The following is a 24,618-nucleotide window of genomic DNA, read 5'->3' as shown; positions in this document are numbered from 1 at the left end:
GTGACGACGCCATGCGCACCGGATTTTTCCGCTCCTCAGTCCGGTCGGACGCAGCGGGTCAGGAACTCCATGACGGCGCGAATGAGGGGCGTGCGCCTGAGGTCGCGATGAACGATGAGCCAGATGTCCCTGCTGATGGCCGCGCCGGCTTCGAAGCGGGTGAGGTCGGGATCATGATCGCCGACAAAATGCGGCAGGGCGGCGAGCCCCAGCCCTGCGCGCGCCGCTGCGGCCTGGCTCTCGAGATCGCTGCTCCGAAACACGATCGGGCGCTGCCCGGCGACCGCCTTCAGCCATTGCTGCTGGGGTGCCGAGTCCATGCTGGCATCATAGGCGATGAATCCGAGCGCATGCTGCGGCGTCTCCTTGAGATAGTGCGGCGCGCCGTAGAGGTTGAAGCCGAAGCGGCCGATCTTGCGTGCGATCAGGCCGGGCTCGTCGGGACGGGACAGTCGCAGAGCGATGTCGGCTTCCCGTCGGTTGAGCGAGGCGCTGCGCTTCTCGCCGATCAGCTTGATGATGATGGCGGGATGCCGCCGGTGCAGCTCGACCAGCCGTGGCGCGATCAGCCTGTTGGCGAGCGTCGGCGGCGCGCTGACCGAGACCTCACCGGCCAGACCGGGACGCGATGCGACCACGGCGCGCTCGATCGCGAACGCGGCCTGCTCCATCGGGCCGGCGGCCGCGGCGAGGCGGCGGCCGTCCTCGGTCAGCTCATAGGCCCGCGCTCGGCGGTCGACCAGCTTCAGCCCGGTGGCCCGTTCCAGGGCCGCGACCCGGCGGGCCACCGTGACATGATCGACGCCGAGACCACGTGCGGCGGCCGACAGCGTGCCCTCGCGGGCCAGCGTCACGAAGTGGTGAAGGTCGGTCCAGTCGATCCGCATGTTCGAATATTCACAATAGGGGAGTCAAATTGGGCAATTCCGCAGAATGCCAACGCTGACCACACTGTCCGGATCAAGGCAAGATGTGTGGAGACGGGCATGGTTGCTATCGTTCGACTGAAGGCACCGGGTGGCGCGGAGAATCTGGTGTTGGAGAATGTTGAGCTGCCGGCGCCGGGCGCCAACGAGATCCGGCTGCGCCACACCGCGATCGGCGTGAACTTCATCGATATCTATCAGCGCAGCGGCCTCTATCCGCTGCCCGATGGAATTCCTGGGGTCGAAGGGGCGGGGATCGTGACGGCGAAAGGCGCGGACGTGACAGAGTTGTCCGTCGGCGACCGCGTCGCCTATGCCGGCGCCCCGGTCGGCGCCTATGCCTCGGAGCGAAATCTGCCCGCCTGGCGCGCGATGCCGCTGCCCGACGCCGTGTCTGAAGCGAGCGCTGCGTCGACCCTGCTGAAAGGCATCACCGCGGTGATGCTGCTCAATCGTACCTATGCCGTCGGAGCCGGAACGACGCTGTTGGTGCACAGTGCCGCCGGCGGGCTCGGCCAGGTGCTGACGCGAATGGCTCGGCTGCGCGGCGCGACCGTCATCGGCACGGTGAGCTCGGAGGCCAAGGCGGAGCTCGCGCGTGCCGCCGGCGCGCGCCATCTGATCGTCGGCCGGGATGCTGACTTTGTCGATGCCGTGAAGCGATTGACCGACGGGCGCGGCGTCGATGTCGCCTACGATGGCGTCGGCGGCAAGACGCTTGCGCAAACGCTCGCCTGCGTCAGGCCGTTCGGGACGGTCGCCAGCATCGGTCAGTCCGGCGGTCCAATTCCAAGCCTTGCCGTCGAGGAGCTGGGGCCGCGCCGCAGCCTGTCGCTGGCACGCCCGAGCGTGATGGCCCATGTCAACGATGTCGCCGACTATCGCAGGGATGCGGCGACGGTTCTCGCCGCGCTCGCCAATGGCGATCTCGTCGGCCACGGCACCGTGTATCCGCTGGCGCGGGTCGTCGAGGCCCATATCGATCTGGAGAGCGGCCGCAGCCGTGGCGCGCTGCTTCTGGTGCCCTGACGGTGACGCTACTCCGCCGGCTGCAACACGGCTCTTGGCTTCGGCGGCGCGATCCAGAATGCGATCGGGCGCTCGAACAGGAAGCGTGCGCCGAGGCGCAACGCGAGGCGCCAGATCGCGAGCGCGCCGAGCACGCCGGCGATGGTCACGAGCAGGGAGATCGTGCCGATGTCGGCGATGGCGCCCGTCTTCAGCAACAAGGTGCGGGTCGCCGCCATCGGCAGGAAGAAGGCGAGATAGATCACGATCGAATGCTCGCCGCAGAACCGCAATGCGTTGAGGAGCTGCGCGCGCGCCAGCAGCGTGCCGGCGATGATGATGGCGACGGCGCCGGCATAGCCGAGCATGAGGGAGACAGCCGGCCATTCGCTGACACCGAGGTTCACCAGCGACTGGTTGATCACCGCCCAGGCGAGCAGGCCGACGATGGCGAGCATCGGCTGCGCCCGCGCGCGATCCGACAGCGCGAAGATGGCAGGCGCGAACAGATAGCCCGAATAGATATAGACGAAGCGGGCGCAGAATTCGTCGATCACGGTCCAGCCGGTGACGATGTGCGCCATTTCGAGGCCGGCCGCGACGCCCCAGATCACCGGCGCCGGCAGCTTTCGTGTCAGTTTGATGACGACGAAGAAGATCGGCAGCAGATAGATGAACCACAGCGTGCCGAACGGCTCGATGAAGGATTCCAGGTACAGGTAGCCGGCGTGCGGCCAGTCGGACGCGGCGGCGAAGCCGGGCGCCTTGAAGCCGAACTGGATGGTCACCCACAGCACGTAGAAGTAGGCGAAATGCACCACCTTGCGGTCGAGATAGGTACGCCAGTCCCGGTCGATCACCAGTGGCAGAAACAGGCCGGAAATCAGGAAGAAGTCGGGCATCCGGAACGGCTTGGCGAAGGCGACGACGGCGTGCATGAAGCCGGTCTCGCCGGCGGCGAGCTCGACGCCGAGCACCGAGTGCATCATCACCACCATGATGATGCAGATACCCTTGGCGTAGTCCACCCAGTCGATGCGCGTCTCGGTTCCGGCCGTTTTCGGCGTACCATTCGCGGTCATGCTGTCCCTCTTTGGCGCGGAGCTGCCGCATTGTCGGGCAGAGCCGTTAATACTCCTCCTTGTCATCCAAACGTCATGCCGTTTTCTAAATTCCCCTTGAACCGCAAATGGTTTAAGACGCGAAAGTATTAACCTTGAAGGATGGGTTTCGATGCGAATTGCGATGATCGGCACGGGCTATGTGGGTCTGGTGTCCGGTGCCTGCTTCGCCGATTTCGGTCACCAGGTGACCTGCGTGGACAAGGACGAGAGCAAGATCGCCGCGCTGCATCGCGGAGAAATCCCGATCTTCGAGCCCGGCCTGGATGCGCTGGTCGCGGCCAACGTCAAGGCCAAGCGGCTCGATTTCACCACGGACCTCAAGCAGCCGGTCGCGGAGGCCGACGCCGTTTTCATCGCGGTTGGTACGCCGTCGCGCCGCGGCGACGGACACGCCGACCTCACCTACGTCTATGCCGCCGCGCGCGAGATCGCGGCCTCGCTCACCGGCTTCACCGTGGTCGTGACGAAGTCGACGGTGCCGGTCGGCACCGGCGACGAGGTCGAGCGCATCATCCGCGAGACCAATCCGACGGCCGATGTCGTCGTCGCCTCCAATCCGGAATTTCTGCGCGAAGGTGCTGCGATCCGCGATTTCAAATGGCCGGATCGCATCGTCGTCGGCACCGCGGACGAGCGTGGCCGCAAGGTGCTCGGCGACATCTATCGCCCGCTGTCGTTGAACCAGGCGCCGATGATGTACACCGAGCGCCGCACCGCCGAGCTGATCAAATACGCCGCCAATGCGTTCCTCGCCACCAAGATCACCTTCATCAACGAGGTCGCCGATCTCGCCGAGAAGGTCGGCGCCGACGTGCAGGAGGTGGCGCGCGGCATCGGTCTCGACAACCGCATCGGCTCCAAATTCCTGCATGCCGGTCCGGGCTTCGGCGGTTCGTGCTTCCCGAAGGACACGCGTGCGCTGATCAAGATCGCGCAGGACTACGACACGCAGCTGCGCATCGTCGAATCGGTGCTGGCGGTGAACGACAACCGCAAGCGCGCGATGGCGCGCAAGGTGGCGCATGCCGTCGGCGGCAATCTGCGCGGCAAGACAGTCGCGGTGCTCGGCCTCACCTTCAAGCCGGAGACCGACGACATGCGCGAGGCACCGTCGATCCCGCTGGTGACCGGTCTGCTCGACATGGGCGCCAAGGTCCGCGCGCATGATCCCGTCGGCATCGAGCAGGCCAAGAAGGAGCTGCCGGAGATCGCCTACTACGACGATCCCTATGAGTGCGCGACCGGCGCCGATGCGATGGTGCTGGTCACCGAGTGGGTGCAGTACCGCGCCATGGATCTCGATCGCCTCAAGGAGGTGATGGCGCATCCGGTCGTCGTCGACTTGCGCAATGTCTACCGCCCCGACGAGATGGCCGCCCACGGCTTCGTCTACGAGAGCGTCGGCAGGCCGTCGGTGAAGGGCGGTTGACATGGCATTGTCATACCCCGCGCAGGCGGGGTATCCAGTACGCCCGATCTTCGTGATCCGCGAGATTTGCGCTTACTGGATCATCCGCCTTCGCGGGTGATGACGGGTTGCTGCTATTGCCCCTTCGCTTCGACACACCGCTGCCCATCGATGCCGTGCTGGATGAACTGTCCGGCACGCTCGAACGCAGCAACACCGCCGTGCTGGTGGCGCCGCCCGGCGCCGGCAAGACCACGCGGGTGCCGCTGGCCTTGCGTGATGCAGTCTGGGTTGGGGACAAGAAGATCATCGTGCTGGAGCCGCGCCGGATCGCGGCCCGCGCCAGCGCCGAGCGGATGGCGAAGTCGCTCGGCGAGCGCGTAGGCGAAACCGTCGGCTATCGCGTGCGCTTCGGCTCGAAGGTCTCGCGCGCGACCCGCATCGAGGTCGTCACCGAGGGCATCTTCACCCGGCAGATCCTCGATGATCCCGAACTGACCGGCGTCGCTGCCGTGCTGTTCGACGAATTCCACGAGCGCTCGCTCGACGCCGATCTCGGCCTCGCATTGGCGCGCGATGCGCAGCAGGGGCTGCGCGAGGATCTCCGTATCCTCGTGATGTCGGCGACGCTCGACGGCGCCCGCGTCGCCAGACTGCTCGGCAATGCGCCGGTGGTCGAGAGCGAGGGCCGCGCCTATCCGGTCGAGACCCGTTATGTCGGCCGCAAGCCGGATGCGCCGGTCGAGCGCCAGATGGCCGAGACCATCGCCAGCGCGCTGCGCGCCGATGCCGGCTCCGTGCTGGCGTTCCTGCCGGGCGCGGCCGAGATCCGGCGTACCCAGACCATGCTCGCCGAGCGCGTTCATGATGCCAGCGTTGAGATCGTGCCGCTGTTCGGCGCACTCGATTCCGCCGTCCAGGACCGCGCCATCTCGCCCGCCCCGAAAGGGCAGCGCAAGGTGGTGCTGGCGACCTCGATTGCCGAGACCTCGCTGACCATCGAAGGCGTCCGCATCGTGGTCGATTCCGGTCTCGCCCGGGTGCCGCGCTACGAGCCGGACATCGGCCTCACCAGGCTGGAGACGGTGCGGGCTTCGCGCGCCGCTGTCGATCAGCGCCGCGGCCGCGCCGGCCGCACCGAGCCTGGCGTCTGCTACCGGCTATGGGACGAGCCGCAGACGGCCTCGCTGGCGGCCTATACGCAGCCGGAAATCCTCAGCGCCGACCTGTCCTCGCTGGTGCTCGACCTGGCGCAATGGGGTGTCAATGACCCCTCCGCGCTGAGCTTCCTCGATCCGCCGCCACAACCGGCTTGGAAGGAGGCAAGGGACCTGCTGCGCGAGCTCGATGCGCTCGATGCCGATGGCAGGCTGACCGACGAGGGCCGGCGGCTGCGGGCGCTGGCGCTGCCGCCGCGGCTGGCGCGGATGATCGTCGATGCCGCCGACCACGGCGCGGCGGCGCAGGCCGCCGACATCGCCGCCATCCTGACCGAGCGCGGGCTGGGCGGCGACAGCGTCGATCTCGAGGTGCGGCTCGATCAGTTCCGCCGCGACCGCTCGCCGCGCGCGCAAAGTGCCCGCGACCTTGCGCGGCGGTGGGCGCAGCAGGTGTCGTCCGCGTCCGCCCGCGCCGGAGACGCGGACATCTCCACCGGCCTGATGCTCGCCTTCGCCTTTCCCGACCGGGTCGCGCGCAATCGCGGCAATGGCAGCTTCGTGCTCGCCAATGGCCGCGGCGCCGCCGTCGACCCCGCCTCGTCGCTGGCGCGCGTGCCCTATATCGCGGTCGGTGAGCTGACGGGAACGGCGGCCAGCGGCCGCATCCTGCTGGCGGCGCCGCTGGCGATCGAGGATATCGAGCGGCATTTTGCTGCACATATCGAAGCGAGAGACGAGGTCAGCTTCGATCAAAACGCGATGGCGTTGCGGGCGCGCCGCCGGCGCAAGCTGCATGCGATCACCATGGCCGATGCGCCAGTCGCGCTGACGCCGTCGGAGGAGACCGCGCGCATCTTCGCGGAGGGGATCTGCGCGGCTGGGCTCGACCGGCTGCCCTGGTCGAAGGCCGCCAGGCAGTGGCGTGACCGCGTCACCTTCCTGCGCAAGGCGGAAGGCGACAGTTGGCCGGACCTGTCGGAGGCGGGCCTCGCCGAGCGGCGCGAGGACTGGCTGGTGCCGCTGCTCGCCGACAAGACCTCGCTCAAGGATGTCTCGCCCGGCGACGTCTCCGACGCCGTGATGGCGCTGCTGCCCTGGGATCTCCGCGCCCGGCTCGACCGGGAGGCGCCGACCCATTTCGAGGCGCCGACCGGCACCATGCTGGCGATCGACTACGAGGCCGAGCAGGGGCCCACCATCGCGGTGCGGCTGCAGGAGCTGTTCGGCCTGAACGTCCATCCCTCGATCGCGCGCGGCGCGGTGCCCCTGGTGCTGGAGCTGCTGTCGCCGGCGCAGCGGCCGGTGCAGGTGACGCGCGATCTGCCCGGCTTCTGGCGCGGCTCCTATGCCGCGGTCCGCACCGACCTGCGCGGCCGCTATCCGCGCCATCCTTGGCCCGACGATCCGGCCCATGCCGAGCCGACCCGGCGGGCCAAGCCGCGGGGGACGTAGCTCATGCAAATTGTACCGCCGCCGTCGTTGTCGTTAACGCTTCACTCATCGTTTTCGCCAAAATGGCGGCGGCAGCCGGTCGCTCGCAGTCGCCCGTCAGCGGCTTTGATGGTCAAATCGGTTGCGGGGTAAAGTCGGGCGTTTGCGTCATGCGTAACATAATGATCTTCGCGGCCGTTCTCGTCGGTCTCGGCACCTTCATGGCGCAACTGGCCGATCGCCTGACCCCCGCGTCGGCATCCGCGACGCCGTCCGCGCGGGTTGCCACGGCGGAACCGTCTGCTGCGGGCCAGCGCAGCCTGAGCATTCCGACCGACCGCCGCGGTCACTTCCGCGCCGACGGCCGCATCGACGGCCAGCGCATCAGCTTCATGGTCGATACCGGCGCCTCGATGGTCGCGCTGAACGAGAGCTCGGCCGCCCGTTTCGGCCTGCGTCCGGCGCGCGGCGACTACACCGCCACCGTCACCACGGCCAACGGCACCGTGAAGGCCGCCCGGGCCAGGCTTGCGATGGTCGAGCTCGGCGAGCTCACCGTGCGTGACGTCGATGCCCTGGTGCTGCCCGATACGGCGCTGTCGGAGAATCTGCTTGGCCTGTCGTTCCTGTCCAAGCTGAAGCGTTTCGCCTACGCCAACGGCCAGATGGTGCTGGAGCAGTAGGCTGCACCGAAGCGGAATGTTGTTTCGCGCGTCACCGGCCCCCACATACCGGCAGGCAGGCCGATCCCGAGTCGCAGTCATTGAATAGTTCGTCGGGTGGCCTACTCGAGCGGTCCTGCCCGATTGTTGCCTGCATTCCTCTGCCTTCTGACACTGTTGTCTGACGTCGTGCTAAGCACGAATGCCTTCTTCCATTGATGTGATATTGCCGAGGCCGTCTCCAGATGTTTCCGAAACCCAAGCCCGTCCTGGTTCCCAATACCTACGCCTTCGAATCCGAGCCGATGGTGAAGCCGACGGGCTTCCGCGAGTATGACGCGCGCTGGCTGTTCAACAAGGAGATCAATCTGATGGGGGTGCAGGCGCTCGGCATGGGGCTGGGCGCGCTGATCGCCGAACGCGGCGTCAAGCAGGAGATCGTGACCGGGCACGATTTCCGCGGCTACTCCGCCTCGATCAAATACGCCCTGATCTCGGGCCTGATGGCCGCCGGCTGCAAGGTGCATGACATCGGCCTTGCCGTGACGCCGATGGCCTATTTCGCCCAGTTCGATCTCGACGTGCCCTGCGTCGCCATGGTGACCGCCTCGCACAACGACAACGGCTGGACCGGCGTGAAGATGGGGGCCAACCGCCCGCTCACCTTCGGCCCCGAAGAGATGACCCGGCTCAAGGAGATCGTGCTCGAGGCCGCGTTCAAGAATGGCAGCGGCGGCTCCTATCAGTTCCATGAGAATTATCCGGCGCGCTACATCGCCGACCTCACCAGCCGTCCCAAGCTGAAGCGCAGGCTGAAGGTGGTCGCGGCCTGCGGCAACGGCACCGCGGGCGCGTTCGCGCCGCAGGTGCTGGAGGCGATCGGCTGCGAGGTTGTCCCGCTCGACACCGAGCTCGATCACACCTTCCCGAAATACAATCCCAATCCCGAAGACATGGAGATGCTGCACGCCATCCGCGATGCCGTGCTCGCGCACGAGGCCGATGTCGGCCTCGGCTTCGATGGCGACGGCGATCGCTGCGGCGTGGTCGACAATACCGGCGAGGAGATCTTCGCCGACAAGGTCGGCGTGATGCTGGCGCGCGACATGTCGGCGATCCACAAGGACGCGCAGTTCGTCGTCGACGTGAAGTCAACCGGCCTGTTCATGACCGATCCGGTGCTGCAGGCGCAGGGCGCGAAGACCGCCTACTGGAAGACCGGCCATTCCTACATGAAGCGCCGCACCAACGAGCTCGGTGCGCTCGCCGGCTTCGAGAAGTCGGGCCACTTCTTCTTCAACCGCCCGTTCGGGCGAGGCTATGACGACGGTCTGGTCTCGGCGATCGCGATCTGCGAGATGCTCGACCGGGCGCCGGGCAAGTCGATGGCCGACCTGAAGAACGCGCTGCCAAAGACCTGGTCGTCGCCGACCATGTCGCCGCATTGTGGCGACGAGGTCAAATACGGCGTCGCCGACGCTGTCGTGAAGCACTTCCAGGCGCTGCAGCAGCGGGGCGGCAAGGTGGCGGGGCAGAAGATCCGCGATCTCGTCACCGTCAACGGCGTCCGCGTCACCGTCGAGGACGGCAGCTGGGGTCTGGTGCGAGCGTCATCCAACAAGCCCGAGCTCGTGGTGGTGGTCGAAAGCCCGGTGTCCGAGCAGCGCATGCACGACATGTTCGAGGCGGTCAACGAGGTGCTGCGGACGCATCCCGAAGTCGGCGCCTACAACCAGACGATCTGAGGCCGCGTCGATGATGTCGCGCTAGGGCGCTGATCCCATCCTACTCGATGGGATCAAGCGGCCCTCAGGGAGCTCAGGAACTGATCGACCTCGGATTTGAGCCGGGTCGATTGCGAGGTGAGTCCGGTCGCGGACTCCAGCAGGCGCGAGGCGGCGCTGCCGGTCTCGTCGGAGGCACGGGTCACGCTGCCCATGCTTTGGCTGACCAGCCGCGTGCCTTCGGCCGCCTGCTGCACGTTGCCGGAAATTTCTCCGGTGGCGAGGCCCTGCTGCTCGACCGCGGTGGCGATCTCCTTGGAGATGTCGTCGATCTCGGCAATCGTTCCCCCGATCGCCTGGATGGCGGAGACGGCGTCACCCGTTGCGCTCTGGATGCTCTGCACCTGGCTGGAAATTTCCTCGGTGGCCTTCGCGGTCTGGTTGGCGAGTGCCTTGACCTCGCTTGCCACGACGGCAAAGCCCTTGCCGTGCTCGCCGGCGCGCGCCGCCTCAATGGTGGCGTTCAGCGCCAGCAGGTTGGTCTGGCTGGCGATCGTCTGGATCAGCGTCACCACCTCGCCGATCTTCTGAGTGCCGGCAGCCAGGCTCGCGACCACGGTGTTGGTGCGGCGAGCTTCGTCCGCCGCTTTCGCGGCGATCTCCGCCGACCGCGTCACCTGCTGTGAGATACTGTTGATCGACGCAGTCAGCTCTTCCGTTGCGGCAGCGACCGTCTCGACATTGGTCGACGCCTGTTGCGAGGCGCCGGCCGCGGCCGACGTCTGGCGCGAGGACTCCGCGCTGCTCCGGCTCATCGACGAGGACAGGCTCTGCATCTCGTTGGCGGCGACGGCCACCGCCTCGACGATGCCGCCGATCTTGCGCTCGAAGCCTTCCGCAAGCTCGCGACGGGCAAGATCAGCCTGCTGCTTGACGCGTTGCTCGGCCTCGAACCGCTCGGCGGTGGCGCGCGCCTCGGCAGCGATCGCCGATTCGGCTTCCGCGGTCTTGCGCGCGCTGGTTTCGAACAACTGCGTCAGCTTGAGCGCAAGGGCGATGAGAACACCGGCCTCGATCAGCAGGATGACCGCATGCAGCACAACGCGGCCGAAATCAGCGCCGCCCGGGTAGATCGCTGCAGGAAAGACGAAGTTCAGGACCAGATGGTGAAGCGCGACGGCGACGGTGCCGGCCAGGATCGGCCGGTAGTCGCAATATGCGACCAGACAGGCGAGCGCGGCGAAAAAATACATGTGCATGTCGATCTGCCAGGCATGTCCGGACATCTGGTAGACAAGCACAGATACACCGCCCATGACGGCGACCGCGACCGTGAGCTGGGTCGACAAGGTGTCGCCGGCGCTGCGCCAGGAAAGGGTCGCCACCACCGCCATGACGACCATGAGCATGGTCGGCATCAGCCAGTCGCCGCGCGACAGCCCGATGATGAGGGAGAGCGGAACGTGAACCCAGAGTACCGCCAGCAGAAGCTTGCTGGTCGTGTGCCGGAGGGTTGCCAGATCGCTGGTCTCGACGTTCATTTCCGATTCCCCCAAAGAGATCATTTTGCAAGGCAGGCGGAGACCGCCTGCGGATCGATGATGAGCCAGGCTCCGGCCTCGCGCAGCCGCGCCGAGCCGTCGTGTTCGCCGGGACGAACGACCAGCAGCGATGAAATGGTCGTTGTGCGCACGAGCGCGGCGTCAGCCGAGGCCGCAGCGAGCATCGCGTGTTGCGCGCTCCACCAAGGTGGGAAAGCGACGGCCACGATTTCGCTCCCCGCGCGCACTTGGAGTGACAGCGCTGCGACCGCGACAAAGCTCGCGATCAGAAGCGCCGTGGCATTGAGCCACGGGCGCGAAGACGGAGGTATGGTTGCACCGGACGTCATCACATCCAAGAATAGAGGGATGGGAATAACTTCCGGTAAACGTTCGTTAGGGATGACGACTGGAGTTCGGGACGCCGGCGCTGCAACGTCCAAGCGGCCCGGAATGCTCGGCTCAGACCGGCGGCACCGGCAGCGCCGTGACCGACTTGATCTTCTCCATGGCGAAGCGCGAGGTGACGTTCTTCAGGGGCACCGCGCTGATCAGCTTCTTGTAGAAGACATCGTAGCTCTGCATGTCCGCAACGACGACGCGCAGCATGTAGTCGACGTCGCCGGCCATCCGGTAAAACTCCATCACCTCCGGCATCGAGCTGACCGCCTCGGCGAATTTGCGCAGCCAGGCCTCGGAATGGTCGGCACTCTCCACCGACACGAACACGGAGATGCCGAGCCCGATCTTGTTCTGATCGACCAGGGCCACCCGGCGCAGGATCACGCCATCGGCCTCCAGCCGCTGGATGCGCTTCCAGCACGGTGTCGACGACAATCCGACCCGATCGCCGATCTCGGCGACGGAGAGCGATGCGTCCTCCTGCAGGACCATCAGAATCTTGCGGTCAATGGCATCGAGCCGGCGATTGGCCTCGGAGCCTTGGGCGGCGACATCGGTCATGGAGAAACTTGTTCCATAGGAAGGCTATAAAACCCTCATATAGAGAAAATCGTTCCAAGGCAAGGATCGGCCGTTCAGCCCTTTGCGGCCGGGTCTGGCCGTTTCCGCAGAGGGCCGGGCTGGTTTCCTGTTACCGCTCGTCGTTCTCCTTCAGCCAGCGGCCGACCAGATGATGAGCAATGGCGAACGGATGCGGTCCCGCCAAGCCATCCGGATGCTGCCGCAGTAGCATCTGCCGGGCCTCGTCGCGGCTGAACCAGCGCACGTCCTCGAGCTCGGTGCGGTCGATGACGATGTCTTCGTTGAGCGCTCGGGCGCTGCAACCGATCATCAACGACGACGGATAGGGCCAAGGCTGGGTCATGTAATAGGTCACGTCGGTACAGCGAATGCCCGATTCTTCGAACACCTCGCGCCGGACGGCGTCCTCGATCGTCTCAGCCGCCTCGACGAAGCCGGCGAGGCAGGAATACATGCCGGCCGGAAACTGCTTCTGCCGCCCGAGCAGGCACTTGTCGCCCGAGGCGACCAGCGAGATCACGACCGGATCGGTGCGCGGGAAATGCTCCGTCTTGCAGCTCGGGCATTCGCGCTTCCAGCCGCCCTCGCGCATCGCGGTCTTGGCGCCGCAATTTGCGCAGAAGCCGTGGCGCTGATGCCATGATACCAGGGACTTCGCCATCGCGATCGTCGCCAACTGGTCGACCGGGATCGCGCCCTGCATCGCCACCCCGCGCAGCTCGGTGACCGCCACATCGTCGCGCCCGGCGAGCTTCTCGACGGCCGCCGGCGAGATGCCCATGCCGAACACCGCCGCGCCGTCCTGCAGCCCGAGGAAGATCGTTCCCGGATTGGCACCGAACTTCAGCGCCTCGTCGATCGACAGCAGCGCGCGCAGCTTGTCGCCCTCGCGCTTCAGCACCAGCGAATCGCGATGCACGACATAGGCCCGCGTCGACGGCTTGCTCTCGAAGCCGAGCAGCCTCTCGTCATGGAAGCGCAGATGGGCGGCGCGATCGATCGGATGGCCGACGAAGGCCGGCTTGCCCAACGGAAACAAGTCGAATGGCGACATCTCTCACCCTAGCCAGATCTTGCGCCTGATAGCGCTGATGAACTGCTGCACCTCCTGCGCATCGTGGGGCACAGGCGGCGCGGCGCCCCACACCGGTCGCGGCCAGGCCACGTCACTTGTGCGTCGCGCGATGATGTGGACGTGCAACTGCGGCACCATGTTGCCGAGCGCGGCGACGTTGAGCTTGTCGCATTTGGTGATCTCTTTGAGCGCGCGTGACGCCCGCGTGATCTCGGTCATCAGCTGCGCCTGCGCGACCTCGTCGAGATCGATGATCTCGACCGCGCCCTCGCGCCGCGGCACCAGCAGCAGCCAAGGATAGTTCGCGTCCTTGATCACCAGCACGCGGGACAGCGGCAGGTCGCCAATGTCGATCGTATCCTTCGCAAGTTGCGGATGCAGCGACCAGGCTGATTCGGGCATGCGGCGGTTCCTGGCGGATGGTCAGGTGGGGAGCTCGCGGGCACCTAAAGCCTTTCCGAGCTGCGGCACAAGCCCGCGGGGCGGTAGACTAGGCCGGCGAAGCTCGCGCTTGCTTTCCGGACCATTTGGCCCCAAATAGGCAGCGGGAGATTGGCGGTGGACGAGCCACTCGCCAACCGGGTCAGGTCCGGAAGGAAGCAGCCCTAACGAGGTCCGGATCGGGTCGCTCGTCAGTCTCCTACCTGTTTTCTCGAGCGAATCGCGCAAAGATGGCGGGGACCCCGCGCAGGGCGGGCGCTCGACCGCGCTCCGGCTGATTGCGTCGACGATCGCGATCGATGCCGGCCTGGAATGCTCACTTGCGGATCGCTCGATGACCGACGCTGGCGCCCCACCTGTTCCGCCTGACAGCGCCGACGCTCCCGCCAAGCCCTACCGGGTGCTGGCGCGCAAATACCGCCCCTCCAGCTTCGCAGATCTGATCGGCCAGGAGGCCGTGGTGCGCACCGTCTCGAACGCGTTCGAGACCGGCCGGATTCCCCAGGCCTGGATTCTGACCGGCGTCCGCGGCGTCGGCAAGACGACCACCGCCCGCATTCTCGCCCGCGCATTGAATTACGAGCTGCCGGACGGCTCGGTGAAGGGGCCGACCATCCATATGCCGGTGCTCGGCACCCATTGCCAGGCGATCATGGAAAGCCGGCACATGGACATCCTCGAGATGGACGCGGCGTCCCACACCGGCGTCGATGACGTCCGCCAGATCAATGACAGCGTCCGCTATGCGCCGGCCAGCGCGCGCTACAAGGTCTACATCATCGACGAAGTCCACATGCTGTCGACAGCGGCGTTCAACGCCTTCCTGAAGACCTTGGAGGAGCCGCCGGAGCACGCCAAGTTCGTGTTTGCGACCACCGAGATCCGCAAAGTGCCGGTGACGGTGCTGTCGCGCTGCCAGCGCTTCGATCTGCGCCGCGTCGAGGCCGACGTGCTGATGAAGCATCTTTCGGGCATCGCGACCAAGGAAGGCGTGACGATCGAGCCCGAGGCGCTCGGCATCATCGCGCGCGCCGCCGAAGGCTCGGTGCGCGATTCGTTGTCGCTGCTCGATCAGGCGATCGCGCACAGCGCCGGCGAAGTCCGCGCCGACGATGTCCGTCAGATGCTGGGCCTCGCCGACCGCACCCGCGTGATCGACCTGTTCCACCATCTCGCCAGCGGCGACATCGCCGCCGCCTTCAAGGAATTCCGCGAGCAATATGACGTCGGCGCCGACCCCGTGGTCGTGCTGTCGGATCTGGCCGAGTTCGTGAACTTCGTCACCCGGGTGAAGGTCGTGCCGGCCACGGCCGACAACGTCGCCTTCAGCGAGACCGAGCGGCTGCGCGCGCGCGACTTCGCCACCAAGCTGTCGATGCGGGTGCTGTCGCGGATGTGGCAGATGCTGCTCAAGGGCATCGCCGAGACCCAAGGTGCGACGCGCCCGGCCGCCGCCGCGGAAATGGTGCTGGTACGGATTGCCTACGCGGCCGATCTGCCGACGCCCGACGAAGCCATTCGGATGATCGACCAGAACGGCGGCGGATCTCCCGTTGTCACGAACGGCGGCGGAGCGCGTGCTGCGCCGGCATCCACCATGAGCGCGGGAACGCCGCCTGTGATGACGTCGGCGCCGATGCAGGCGCCGCGCGCGCAAGGCCCGACGCTCGCCGCGGTCGGCGGTTCGATGCGCCCGCAGGCGATGTCGTCACAGCCGGCGCCGGCAACACACGACCAGCCCGCGCTACGCATCGCGAGCTTTCAGGAACTCGTCGCGCTGGCCGGCAAGAATCGTGACCTGATCACCAAGAGCGCGCTGGAGATGGACGTGCGGCTGGTCCGCTTCGAGGAGGGACGGCTGGAGATCGCGCTGGAACGGACGGCGCAGCGCTCGCTTGTCTCGGACCTCGGCCGCAAGCTGGAAGACTGGACCGGCCGGCGCTGGACGGTGATCGTTTCCAACGAGCCGGGTCAGGCGACCTTGCGCGAGCAGAATCTGCGCGCCAAGAGCGAGCGAGAGGCGGCGGCGGAGGCCGATCCGCGCGTACAGGAGATCCTGGCGCGGTTCCCGGGCACCAAGGTGGTCGAAGTGCGCCGGCTCGCCCCCGAGCCGCCCGAATCGGACGCCAGTGCTGTCGAGCCGCCCGACGAGTCCGACGATGATGATTTCTAGAGCATGATCCGGAAAAGTGGAAACCGGTTTTCCTCGCGACAAACGCCAGAGGCGTTTGCGCGGAGATCATGCTCAACAAGGTGGCTGATGATGAGGTGCTCCGATGGCTGACTTTCTCGGCATGATGAAACAGGCGGCGCAGCTGCAGACGAAGATGCAGGAGATGCAGGAGGAACTCGGCAACGTCGAGGTCGAGGGCATCTCGGGCGGCGGTCTGGTTGCCGTGCGCATGACCGCCAAGATGGACGTGAAGAGCATCAAGATCGATCCGTCGCTGCTCAAGCCGGATGAGGCCGAGATCCTGGAGGACCTGCTGGTGACCGCGCATGGCGATGCACGGCGCAAGGCGGAAGCCGCGATGCAGGAGAAGATGCAGGCCATCACCGGCAAGCTCGGCCTGCCGCCCGGCTTCGGTTTTGGTTAGTTGACCTGATGACATTCGTGAACTGATGGCCGTCGCTGGTCCTGAGATCGAACGCCTGATCCAGCTGCTCGCGCGCCTGCCCGGCCTCGGGCCGCGTTCGGCGCGGCGCGCCGCCCTGCATCTGATCAAGAAGCGCGAGGCGCTGATGGTGCCGCTTGCCTCGGCGCTGCAGGTCGCGATCGATCGCATCCAGGTCTGCAAGACCTGCGGCAACATCGATACGCAGAATCCCTGCACGGTGTGCACCGATCCGCGGCGCGATCCCGCGATGATCGTCGTCGTCGCCGATGTCGCCGACCTCTGGGCGCTGGAGCGCGCCAAGGCCTCGAACGGCCGCTATCACGTGCTCGGCGGCACCTTGTCGCCGCTCGACGGAGTCGGTCCGCAGGATCTCACCATCGACGCGCTGGTGCAGCGCGCGCATGCGCCGGAGGTGCAGGAGATCATCCTCGCTCTGAACGCGACGGTCGACGGCCAGACGACGGCGCACTACATCACCGACCTCCTGCAGGAGGCGAACGTCAAGGTCACGCGGCTGGCGCATGGCGTGCCGGTCGGCGGCGAGCTCGACTATCTCGACGAAGGCACGCTCTCGGCCGCGATGCGGCAGCGGACCTTGTTCTAAGCACAGACGGAAGTGAATTGATGACGAAACGCGGATTCGGCAAACGGCTGGCTTTGGGCGCGATTCTGGCGGCACTCTCGGCGCCGTCGGTGCTGGCGCAGCAAAGCGAGGCACCGCAGAAGGCGGGGCGTCCGCTCAATGCCGGTGACGTGCTGTCGGGCGAGCTGACGGCGCTGAAGCTGAAAGGCGCCAAATCGGGCCAGCCCTCCGCCGCCTATCAGATCACCAGCGAGCCGCGCCGCCTGCCGCCGCCGAGCGGGCTGTGCAATCTCGAGACCGGACCGGAGACGTTCCAGCTCGTCACCGCGAACACGGCGCAGGCCTCGCAGCTCAAGGGCCTGCTCGGCAAGCAGATCGCGGTCAAGGTCGACGAGATCGCCTGCGCCCAGGATGCGGGGCAGATGAGTGAGGCGGTCGTGACCAAGTGGAGCTTGGTGAAGCGGTGACACTTGGGACGCTGCGAGCGCCGCCTCCTGACTTCTGCAGTCATCGCTCGGCTCGACCGGGCGATCCAGTACGCCGCGGCCCTCGGTTGATAGCTGACGTCTCTGGAATACTGGGTCATCCGCCTTCGCGAGTGACGACAGTTGACGGTGAGGCGGCAGCTACAACTTCACCGGCCCCAAATCATCGAAATGCCCACGCCGTTGCAGCCAAGCGAGCAGCACGAGGCTCGGGATCGCGACGAGCACGCAGATGACGAAGAATGCAGGCCAGCCGGTCGCTTTCGCCACATAGCCCGCGCCCGATGACAGATAGGTTCGTCCAACCGCGGCGAGCGCGGTGAGCAGCGCATATTGGGTCGCGGTGTGCAGCGGGTTCTGGCACAGCGCAGAGAGATAGGCGACGAAGATCACGGTGCCGATCGCGCTGGTGAGGTTCTCCGCAGAGATCGCCAGCGCCAGCGCCCACTGATTGACGCCGACGATGGCGAGCCATGAGAACGACAGGTTGGCCAGCGCCTGCACGATGCCGCCGATCCACAGGCTGATGGCGAGCGAATAGCGCCGCGCGACGAAACCGCCGGCAAAGCCGCCGGCGAGCGTGGCGGCGAGGCCGACGCCTTTCACGATCGCGGCGTAGTCGACCTTGCTGAAGCCGAGATCGATCACGAACGGCGCGGTCATCGTGCCGGAGAAGGCGTCGGTGAACTTGAACAGCACGACGAAGGCGAGCGCCGTGAGCGCATCACGTCGGCCGAGGAACTCGACGAAGGCCCCGGCAGCCGCATGCATCACGCGGGTGAGCGCGGTGTCCGCCCCCATCGCGGCCTCCGCCTGCTGCGACTGGGCCGGCTCGGTCGCCGCGAGGGCCGTGATCGTGCCGATCAGCACCAGTCCGGCCATCGCAACATAGCCCCACATCCAGGACGACGGACGCGTCAGCCCCGAGTTCTCGAATGCACTGACCACCACCAGTGCGCCGGCGGTCGAGACCAGCATGCCGATGCGGTAGGCGGCGACATACGCCGCCATGCCCGCGGCCTGCTCACTCTCCGGCAGGCTCTCGACGCGGAAGGCGTCGACCACGATGTCCTGGGTCGCCGACATCGCGGCGACCAGCAGCGCGGCCAGCGCCACCATGAACGGCGCGTGCGCCGGATCGGTCAACGCCAGCAGCAGGATGGCGGCGATCAGCAGCAGTTGCGCGAACACCAGCCAGCCGCGCCGCCGCCCGAAGGCGCGCGTCAGCAGCGGCACGTGCAGCGCGTCGACCAGCGGCGCCCAGAGGAATTTCAGCGTGTAGGGCGTGCCGACGAGCGCGAACAACCCGATGGTCCCGAGGTCGACGCCGAGCTCGCGCATCCAGATCTGCAAGGTCGAGCCGGACAGCGCCAGCGGCAGCCCCGACGAAAATCCGAGGAACAGCACCACGAGCACGCGCGGCTGCAGATAGACGGCCATGCTCTCGCGCCAGGTGGGGGCTTTTGGCGCAGCCTCGGGCTTTGCGCCGGTCGCGGTGATGTCGGAAGAAGCCTCAGGTACGGTCATGGGTGGGTGGTAGCAGATTTGCGCAAGAAACGCTCTCCATCTCAGCTGTCATCGTCCGCGAGCCGGGCGATGACAGTCTTGGCAAAATTCAAGCTGCGACAAGGGCGAGCTACCCAATCACTCCCCCGCCTGCGCGCGTCCCGCCAGCGGAAACAAATCCGGCGCGGTGCCTGTAGCTGGCGCGATGCGTGGTGACGCCACCGGCGTGTCCTGTTTGCTGAAGTCGAGCTCCTCGATCCGCGCGGCGCGCTTCTCGATCTTGTCGGCCGAGATGAGGATCTGGCGGATGTCCTCGCCGACATCGCCGAAATGCTTCTGCAGCTTGAGCACGCGCTCGCGCAGGCGGCCGAGATCGTCCCCGAGATGGATCACCTCGTTGCGGATCTGGTCGGCGGCGTCGCGGATGCGTGCGTCCTTCATGATCTGCTGCATGACCTGGATCGCGAGCATCAGCAGCGACGGCGACACCAGCACGACGCGCGCGCGATACGCTTTCTGGATGACGTCGTCGAAGCCATCATGGATCTCGGCATAGACCGATTCCGACGGCACGAACATCAGCGCGGTGTCCTGCGTCTCGCCGACCACCAGATATTTCTCCGCGATGTCGTTGACGTGACGCAGCACGTCGGTACGCAGGCGCTGTGCGGCGGTGCGCTTCTCCTCGTCCGTCTCCGCATCATGCAGCGCGGTCACGGCTTCCAACGGAAACTTGGCGTCGATGCACAGCGGTCGCGCGTCGGGCAGGAACACGACGCAGTCCGGCCGCTTGCCGCTGGCGAGCGTGTACTGGAACGCGTAGCTGCCCTTCGGCAGTCCGTCCTGCACGATCGCCTCCATCCGCGCCTGGCCGAACGCGCCGCGCGACTGCTTGTTGGCGAGGACGTCGCGCAGGGTCGCGACCTGGGTCGTCAGCTCGCTGAGATCACGGTGGGCATTGTCGATGATGCCGAGCCGCTCGTGCAGCACGCGCAGACTATCCATGGTGTGGCGCGTACTCTGCTCCATCGACTGTCCGACGCGATGAGTCACCGCATCGAGCCGCTCGTTGACGCTGCGGGCAAGATCAACCTGCCGGCCGGCGAGCAGCTGCGCCATCGCGTCGACCCGGCCGGAGGCCTCGCTCTGGACGCGGATCATCTCGCTGAACCGATGTTCGATCTCATCGCTGCGCATCGCCTGCTGGGCCGCGAGCTCGGCGCCGCGCCGGCCGGAACGCACCACGGCCGCCACGATCATCACGAGCAGCAGCACCACCAGCAAGCCAAATCCGATCAGCGCATCGCTGGCGCGGACCGGAAGGTCGCCGATCATGATGACGACAGGATTGAGAGACTGGCTGGCGGCGGTCATCACGCCCGTCTATCCGATTCGCACAAGCTCGCGAACGAAGCGAGAACATTTATGGTTAAGGCCGGGTTAAGAATCATGGTTAACGAGGCATTGAAATTCATGGTTAGCGAAGTCTTAACCGCGAGCCATCACATTGACCGCGCCGGTTCCGCGGCTTAAATCGCGCGCCATGTCCCTAAGAGAAATCATCATCCTGCCGGACCGGCAGTTGCGGCTGGTGTCCAAGCCGGTCGAGAAGGTCACGCCGGAGATCCGGCAGCTGGTCGACGACATGTTTCAGACCATGTACGACGCGCCTGGCATCGGGCTCGCAGCGATTCAGGTCGCGCAGCCGCTGCGCGTCATCACCATGGATCTGGCCAAGCCCGACGCGAACGGCGAAGGCAAGCGCGAGCCGCGCGTCTTCATCAATCCGGAGATCGTTGCCAAGTCGGACGAGCTGTCGGTCTACGAGGAAGGCTGCCTGTCGATCCCCGAATATTACGAGGAGGTCGAGCGGCCGGCGCGCGTGCGCGTGCGCTTCACCGATCTCGACGGGCTGGTTCGCGAGGAGGATGCCGAGGGGCTCTACGCCACCTGCATCCAGCATGAGATCGACCATCTCAACGGCGTGCTGTTCATCGACTATCTGTCGAAGCTCAAGCGCGACCGCGTGATGAAGAAGTTCGCCAAGGCCGCCAAGCGCGCCAGCGAGTAACGATCAACTCTCTCCTCCGTCATGCCCGGGCTTGACCCGGGCATCCACGTCGCGCCGCGCGTTACAGGCAGCTCGACGTGGATGACCGGGACAAGCCCGGCCATGACGCGGAGGATTCGGCAATGCAGGATCTTCCACCAGATGCCGCTTCGCCTGATCTTCATGGGCACGCCGGATTTCGCCGTGCCGACCCTGCTCGAACTCGCCGGCCACGGCCACGAGATCGCGGCGGTCTATACGCGCGCGCCCAAACCCGGCGGCCGCCGCGGCCTGGCGCTGGTGCCGACGCCGATCGAGACCGAGGCGCGCCGGCTCGGCATTCCCGTGCTCACGCCGAAGACGCTGAAGACCGAGGACGCGCTGGCTGGGTTCCGCGCCCATGAGGCCGATGCCGCCGTTGTTGTCGCCTATGGCATGATCCTGCCGCAGGCGATTCTCGATGCACCGAAACTCGGCTGCTACAACCTCCACGCCTCGTTGCTGCCACGCTGGCGCGGCGCCGCGCCGATCAACCGTGCCATCATGGCAGGGGACGCTGAAAGCGGCGTGATGGTCATGAAGATGGATGTCGGTCTCGACACCGGCGACGTTGCGATGGCCGAGCGTCTGCCCATCACTGACGCGATGACGGCGTCCGATCTGCACGATCGCCTCTCGCGGATCGGTGCCGACCTGATGGTGCGCGCGATGGCGGCGCTGGAGCGCGGCGGGCTGACGTTGACGAAGCAGGCCGAGGGGGGCGTCACCTACGCTGCCAAGATCGAGAAGGCGGAGGCGCGGATCGATTGGACGAAGCCGGCGCATGCGGTGCTGCGGCACATCCACGGCCTGTCGCCGTTCCCCGGCGCCTGGAGCGAGGTCACGCTCGATGGCGAGGCGGTGCGTTTGAAGTTCCTGCGCTGCGCGCTCGCCAGCGGCGCGGGCGAGCCGGGCGCCGTGCTCGACGAGCAGCTCACCATCGCCTGCGCCGACGGCGCGATCCGCATCACCGAGCTGCAGCGCGCCGGCAAGGGCCCGATGAAGGCCGCGGATTTCCTGCGCGGCACCCCATTGAATCGCGGTGCTCGTTTTTCGTAACGCTGTCATACCCCGCGAAAGCGGGGTATCCAGTACGCCGAGACGTGCATTGTCGCGCCGAGACGTCGGCGAATACTGGATCGTCCGCCTGTGCGGGCGATGACGGCAGCAATAGACCGAATGCCCCGCTACAAGCTCACCATCGAATATGACGGCGCGCCGTTCTGCGGCTGGCAGCTGCAGGAGACCTTGCCGTCGGTGCAGGGCGCGCTCGAAGCGGCGGTGCAGGCGACCTGCGGCGTGCCCACGCGTGTGCACGGCTCGGGCCGCACCGACGCCGGCGTCCACGCTACCGGCCAGGTTGCGCATTGCGACATCGCCAAGGAGTTCCGCCCGGACAAGCTGCGCGACGCGCTCAACGCGCATCTGCGGCCGAACCCGGTCGCGGTGCTCGCCGCCGAGATCGTGCCCGACACCTTCGAAGCGCGGTTCTCCGCGCGCAGGCGGCACTACCGTTACCGGATCGTCAATCGCCGCTCCAACCTCGCGCTGGAGGTCGGCCGCGTCTGGCGGGTGCCGCAGCGGCTCGATTCCGATGCAATGCATGCAGCCGCGCAGCGGCTGATCGGCAAGCACGACTTCACGACGTTCCGCGATACCGAATGCCAGGCGAAATCGCCGGAGAAGACGCTGGATCAGCTCGACGTCGTGAGGGACGGCGATGCGATCACCATCCTCACCTCCGCCCGCTCCTATCTGCATAGCCAGGTCCGCTCGATGGTCGGCTCACTGGTGTGGGTCGGGCAGGGTCGCTGGACCGCCGATGATCTGGCCGCCGCGCTCGCCGCGCGCAACCGCGCCGCCTGCGGCGTCGTCGCGCCGCCGGAAGGGCTTTACCTCGTGAAGGTCGACTACTAATTGCGGCCGCTCCACTCGATATCGCTGCCGCGGAGACGTCCTGGATTCCTTCGCTGCGTTCGCAATGATGCGCAGAGAGGGGGTCACGCGAAGTAGCGATCGAGAATGCCGCGATAGATCTTCGTCAAGGTCGCGATGTCGGCGACCGAGGCGCGCTCGTCGATCTGGTGCATGGTCTGGCCGACCAGGCCGAACTCGATCACCGGGCAGTAGCTCGAAATGAAACGCGCGTCCGAGGTGCCGCCGGTGGTCGACAGCTCCGGCTTGCGGCCCGTCACGCTCTCGATCGCGGCGACGGCGAGCTCGGTGAACGGTCCGGGCTTGGTCAGGAACACGTTGGAGTTCGACGGCAGCCAGTCGATGCGGGCGCGGATGCGATTGCCGCAGGCCTTCGTCAGCCGCTCTTCGACCAGCGCGCGCAGCGTCTCCTGCGTATGGCAGTCATTGTAGCGGATGTTGAATTTCGCCCGCGCCAGGCCCGGGATGACGTTGCTGGCGGTGTTGCCGACATCGACGGTGGTGAATTCGAGATTCGACGGCTGGAACTGCGCGCTGCCGTTGTCGAGCGGTTCGTCCGACAAGGCCACGATCAGGCGCGAGATGTCCGGCACCGGGTTGGAGGCACGGTGCGGGTAGGCGACGTGGCCCTGCTTGCCCTCGACGATCAAGGTGCCGGACTGCGAGCCGCGGCGGCCGATCTTGATGCAGTCGCCCATGACCTCTTGATTGGACGGCTCGCCGAGCACGCAATGGTCGAACCGCTCGCCGCGCTCGGCCGCCCACTTCAACAGCTTGATGGTGCCGTTGATCGAGACGTCCTCCTCGTCGCCGGTGATCAGGAACGAGATCGAGCCCTTCGGCTGTCCGCTGTGATCGCGCAGATAGTCGAGCGCAGCCGCGACGCTGCAGGCGATGCCGCCCTTCATGTCAACGGCGCCGCGGCCATAGATGTAGCCGTCCTTCACCTCGCCCGAGAACGCCGGCAGGCTCCACGCCGCTTCATCACCGGGCGGCACGACATCGGTGTGACCGGCGAAGGTGATGTGCGGCCCGTCGGTGCCGATGCGGGCATAGAGGTTGTCGATGTCGGCCGTGCCTGCTTCGGAGAACGTCACGCGATGCGTCGTGAAGCCCGCGTCTTTCAGCAGGGCCTCGAGCACGCCGAGCGCGCCGGCATCGGCCGGGGTCACGGAGGGGCAGCGGATCAGGTCGCGGGTGATGGCGAGGGCATCGGTCATGCCTTTCGCTTAACATGCTATTTTGCCGGCGGGCTAGTGCTGCCGATTGCCGCTTCCCCTCGCGGCGGGCTCGCAACGTGCGGGGTGAACTCCAGCTCCTTGTGCTGGTTCCAGGCGGGCGCGGGCGGTCTTGGCTGGCCGGAGCGTTCGCTGGATCGGACCTTCGGCAACGGGTTGGGCCCGAAGCGATTGGTCCAGGGATCGCCGGCAAGGCAGTACAATTCGATGAAGGCCCACAGCGAGAGCAGCGCACCAGCGCCGCCCACGATCGCTGGAATGACCGTCCCGGGAATGCGCTCCGCGTACTGGTTGACCAGCCCGGGCACGACGAAGAACGGAACCGTCCACCAGCCGCTCCTGTCGCGGTCATGCAGCCGCTTGATGGCGCCTGCGGCAAACACCCAGACGAACACGGGGGTGAGGATGACGTGGAAGGTGGCGGGGACGATATCGGCGCGGGTCAAGCCGCGAAAGGTGTCCGGGTCGAGGACCGCGAAGATGTCGGTCAGATTGAAGCTGAAGGCCGTCGGGCCGCCCAGCAGCCTGCTCGCGCCCGCCACCAGCGCGGCGGCAAAGACCATCCAGCAGAGCACCACCAGCAACGACAGCCAGAGCTTGGCGCGGTTGATCCGGCCGTGGAAGCGAAACAGAAACCAGGTCCAGTCCATGGACGTCCTCCGGACCGATGGCTTGGCCGG

The 24,618-nt window shown here is 66.5% G+C and carries 23 protein-coding genes and 1 other RNA gene; 13 read left to right on the top strand and 11 right to left on the bottom strand.

Going from position 1 to position 24,618, the window contains the following annotated elements; translation table 11 throughout:
* Positions 1–35: 35 nt before the first annotated feature.
* Complete coding sequence (locus tag ACQR1E_RS05720) at positions 36–887, bottom strand: LysR family transcriptional regulator (RefSeq protein WP_316192246.1); 852 nt, start codon at positions 885–887, stop codon at positions 36–38.
* A 99-nt stretch (positions 888–986) separates the two neighbouring features.
* On the opposite strand from ACQR1E_RS05720, the gene ACQR1E_RS05715 reads away from it, so the two are divergent.
* The gene (locus tag ACQR1E_RS05715) at positions 987–1,955 is read left to right on the top strand and encodes a quinone oxidoreductase family protein (protein WP_315715337.1); all 969 of its coding nucleotides are present in this window, start codon (positions 987–989) and stop codon (positions 1,953–1,955) included.
* 8 nt (positions 1,956–1,963) lie between these two features.
* On the opposite strand, the gene ACQR1E_RS05710 is transcribed toward ACQR1E_RS05715, so the two are convergent.
* Complete coding sequence (locus ACQR1E_RS05710; RefSeq protein WP_316169604.1) at positions 1,964–3,016, bottom strand: acyltransferase family protein; 1,053 nt, start codon at positions 3,014–3,016, stop codon at positions 1,964–1,966.
* Positions 3,017–3,167: 151 nt separating this feature from the next.
* Between ACQR1E_RS05710 and ACQR1E_RS05705 the strand changes: the two genes are divergently transcribed.
* From ACQR1E_RS05705 to ACQR1E_RS05690, 4 genes are all read left to right on the top strand, one after another.
* On the top strand, positions 3,168–4,487 hold the full coding sequence (locus ACQR1E_RS05705) for a UDP-glucose dehydrogenase family protein (RefSeq protein WP_315825860.1): 1,320 nt from the start codon (positions 3,168–3,170) through the stop codon (positions 4,485–4,487).
* A gap of 116 nt (positions 4,488–4,603) precedes the next feature.
* Entirely contained in the window at positions 4,604–7,078 is a 2,475-nt protein-coding gene (hrpB, locus tag ACQR1E_RS05700; RefSeq protein ID WP_316169644.1) for an ATP-dependent helicase HrpB, read from the top strand.
* A 161-nt stretch (positions 7,079–7,239) separates the two neighbouring features.
* Positions 7,240–7,740: a TIGR02281 family clan AA aspartic protease gene (locus tag ACQR1E_RS05695; RefSeq protein WP_315799204.1), complete on the top strand. Its 501-nt coding sequence runs from the start codon at positions 7,240–7,242 to the stop codon at positions 7,738–7,740.
* A gap of 224 nt (positions 7,741–7,964) precedes the next feature.
* Positions 7,965–9,464 (top strand): phosphomannomutase/phosphoglucomutase, encoded by a 1,500-nt coding sequence (locus ACQR1E_RS05690; RefSeq protein WP_316169603.1) that lies wholly within the window; start codon positions 7,965–7,967, stop codon positions 9,462–9,464.
* 53 nt (positions 9,465–9,517) lie between these two features.
* Here the strand turns inward: ACQR1E_RS05690 and ACQR1E_RS05685 are convergent, their stop codons facing one another.
* The 5 genes from ACQR1E_RS05685 to ACQR1E_RS05665 form a co-directional block, all read right to left on the bottom strand.
* Positions 9,518–10,984, bottom strand: a complete 1,467-nt coding sequence (locus ACQR1E_RS05685; RefSeq protein ID WP_316167266.1) for a methyl-accepting chemotaxis protein — start codon at positions 10,982–10,984, stop codon at positions 9,518–9,520.
* Between the two features lie 20 nt (positions 10,985–11,004).
* On the bottom strand, positions 11,005–11,334 hold the full coding sequence (locus ACQR1E_RS05680) for a hypothetical protein (RefSeq protein WP_316169643.1): 330 nt from the start codon (positions 11,332–11,334) through the stop codon (positions 11,005–11,007).
* 112 nt (positions 11,335–11,446) lie between these two features.
* Positions 11,447–11,947, bottom strand: a complete 501-nt coding sequence (locus tag ACQR1E_RS05675) for an Lrp/AsnC family transcriptional regulator (protein ID WP_315715344.1) — start codon at positions 11,945–11,947, stop codon at positions 11,447–11,449.
* Positions 11,948–12,077: 130 nt separating this feature from the next.
* Positions 12,078–13,022: an NAD(+) diphosphatase gene (gene nudC, locus ACQR1E_RS05670; RefSeq protein WP_315752214.1), complete on the bottom strand. Its 945-nt coding sequence runs from the start codon at positions 13,020–13,022 to the stop codon at positions 12,078–12,080.
* A gap of 3 nt (positions 13,023–13,025) precedes the next feature.
* On the bottom strand, positions 13,026–13,445 hold the full coding sequence (locus tag ACQR1E_RS05665; protein ID WP_315715346.1) for an HIT family protein: 420 nt from the start codon (positions 13,443–13,445) through the stop codon (positions 13,026–13,028).
* A gap of 145 nt (positions 13,446–13,590) precedes the next feature.
* Between ACQR1E_RS05665 and ffs the strand changes: the two genes are divergently transcribed.
* The 5 genes from ffs to ACQR1E_RS05640 all read left to right on the top strand — a co-directional run bounded on the left by ffs (position 13,591) and on the right by ACQR1E_RS05640 (position 17,152).
* Positions 13,591–13,687, top strand: an RNA gene (gene ffs, locus ACQR1E_RS05660) — signal recognition particle sRNA small type.
* A 131-nt stretch (positions 13,688–13,818) separates the two neighbouring features.
* Positions 13,819–15,657, top strand: coding sequence for a DNA polymerase III subunit gamma/tau (locus ACQR1E_RS05655; protein WP_316201553.1), 1,839 nt, complete (start codon positions 13,819–13,821; stop codon positions 15,655–15,657).
* Between the two features lie 103 nt (positions 15,658–15,760).
* Positions 15,761–16,081 (top strand): YbaB/EbfC family nucleoid-associated protein, encoded by a 321-nt coding sequence (locus tag ACQR1E_RS05650; RefSeq protein ID WP_434896785.1) that lies wholly within the window; start codon positions 15,761–15,763, stop codon positions 16,079–16,081.
* Between the two features lie 25 nt (positions 16,082–16,106).
* Entirely contained in the window at positions 16,107–16,706 is a 600-nt protein-coding gene (gene recR, locus ACQR1E_RS05645; RefSeq protein ID WP_315715349.1) for a recombination mediator RecR, read from the top strand.
* A 20-nt stretch (positions 16,707–16,726) separates the two neighbouring features.
* Positions 16,727–17,152 carry a hypothetical protein gene (locus ACQR1E_RS05640; RefSeq protein ID WP_315715350.1) on the top strand — a complete coding sequence of 142 codons (426 nt, stop codon included), beginning with the start codon at positions 16,727–16,729 and terminating at the stop codon, positions 17,150–17,152.
* Positions 17,153–17,311: 159 nt separating this feature from the next.
* Here the strand turns inward: ACQR1E_RS05640 and ACQR1E_RS05635 are convergent, their stop codons facing one another.
* Both ACQR1E_RS05635 and ACQR1E_RS05630 read right to left on the bottom strand, forming a co-directional pair.
* Entirely contained in the window at positions 17,312–18,697 is a 1,386-nt protein-coding gene (locus ACQR1E_RS05635; protein ID WP_316167268.1) for an AmpG family muropeptide MFS transporter, read from the bottom strand.
* A gap of 117 nt (positions 18,698–18,814) precedes the next feature.
* Positions 18,815–20,050, bottom strand: coding sequence for a DNA recombination protein RmuC (locus ACQR1E_RS05630; RefSeq protein WP_434872037.1), 1,236 nt, complete (start codon positions 20,048–20,050; stop codon positions 18,815–18,817).
* 169 nt (positions 20,051–20,219) lie between these two features.
* Between ACQR1E_RS05630 and def the strand changes: the two genes are divergently transcribed.
* From def to truA, 3 genes are all read left to right on the top strand, one after another.
* Positions 20,220–20,747: a peptide deformylase gene (gene def, locus ACQR1E_RS05625; protein ID WP_315715353.1), complete on the top strand. Its 528-nt coding sequence runs from the start codon at positions 20,220–20,222 to the stop codon at positions 20,745–20,747.
* 141 nt (positions 20,748–20,888) lie between these two features.
* Complete coding sequence (fmt, locus tag ACQR1E_RS05620) at positions 20,889–21,824, top strand: methionyl-tRNA formyltransferase (protein ID WP_315825867.1); 936 nt, start codon at positions 20,889–20,891, stop codon at positions 21,822–21,824.
* Between the two features lie 120 nt (positions 21,825–21,944).
* Positions 21,945–22,682: a tRNA pseudouridine(38-40) synthase TruA gene (gene truA, locus ACQR1E_RS05615; RefSeq protein ID WP_316192254.1), complete on the top strand. Its 738-nt coding sequence runs from the start codon at positions 21,945–21,947 to the stop codon at positions 22,680–22,682.
* 83 nt (positions 22,683–22,765) lie between these two features.
* Here the strand turns inward: truA and dapE are convergent, their stop codons facing one another.
* Both dapE and ACQR1E_RS05605 read right to left on the bottom strand, forming a co-directional pair.
* A complete protein-coding gene (gene dapE / locus ACQR1E_RS05610; RefSeq protein ID WP_316186627.1) occupies positions 22,766–23,920 on the bottom strand; it encodes a succinyl-diaminopimelate desuccinylase in 1,155 nt (384 codons plus the stop codon).
* A 17-nt stretch (positions 23,921–23,937) separates the two neighbouring features.
* On the bottom strand, positions 23,938–24,588 hold the full coding sequence (locus tag ACQR1E_RS05605; RefSeq protein WP_315825869.1) for a DUF805 domain-containing protein: 651 nt from the start codon (positions 24,586–24,588) through the stop codon (positions 23,938–23,940).
* Positions 24,589–24,618: the final 30 nt, after the last annotated feature.

This window comes from Bradyrhizobium sp. HKCCYLRH1030 (assembly GCF_051168395.1).
Lineage (GTDB): Bacteria > Pseudomonadota > Alphaproteobacteria > Rhizobiales > Xanthobacteraceae > Bradyrhizobium.
The sequence above is the reverse complement of the archived record's forward strand: the minus strand, read 5'-3'. Positions and strand labels throughout refer to the sequence as shown.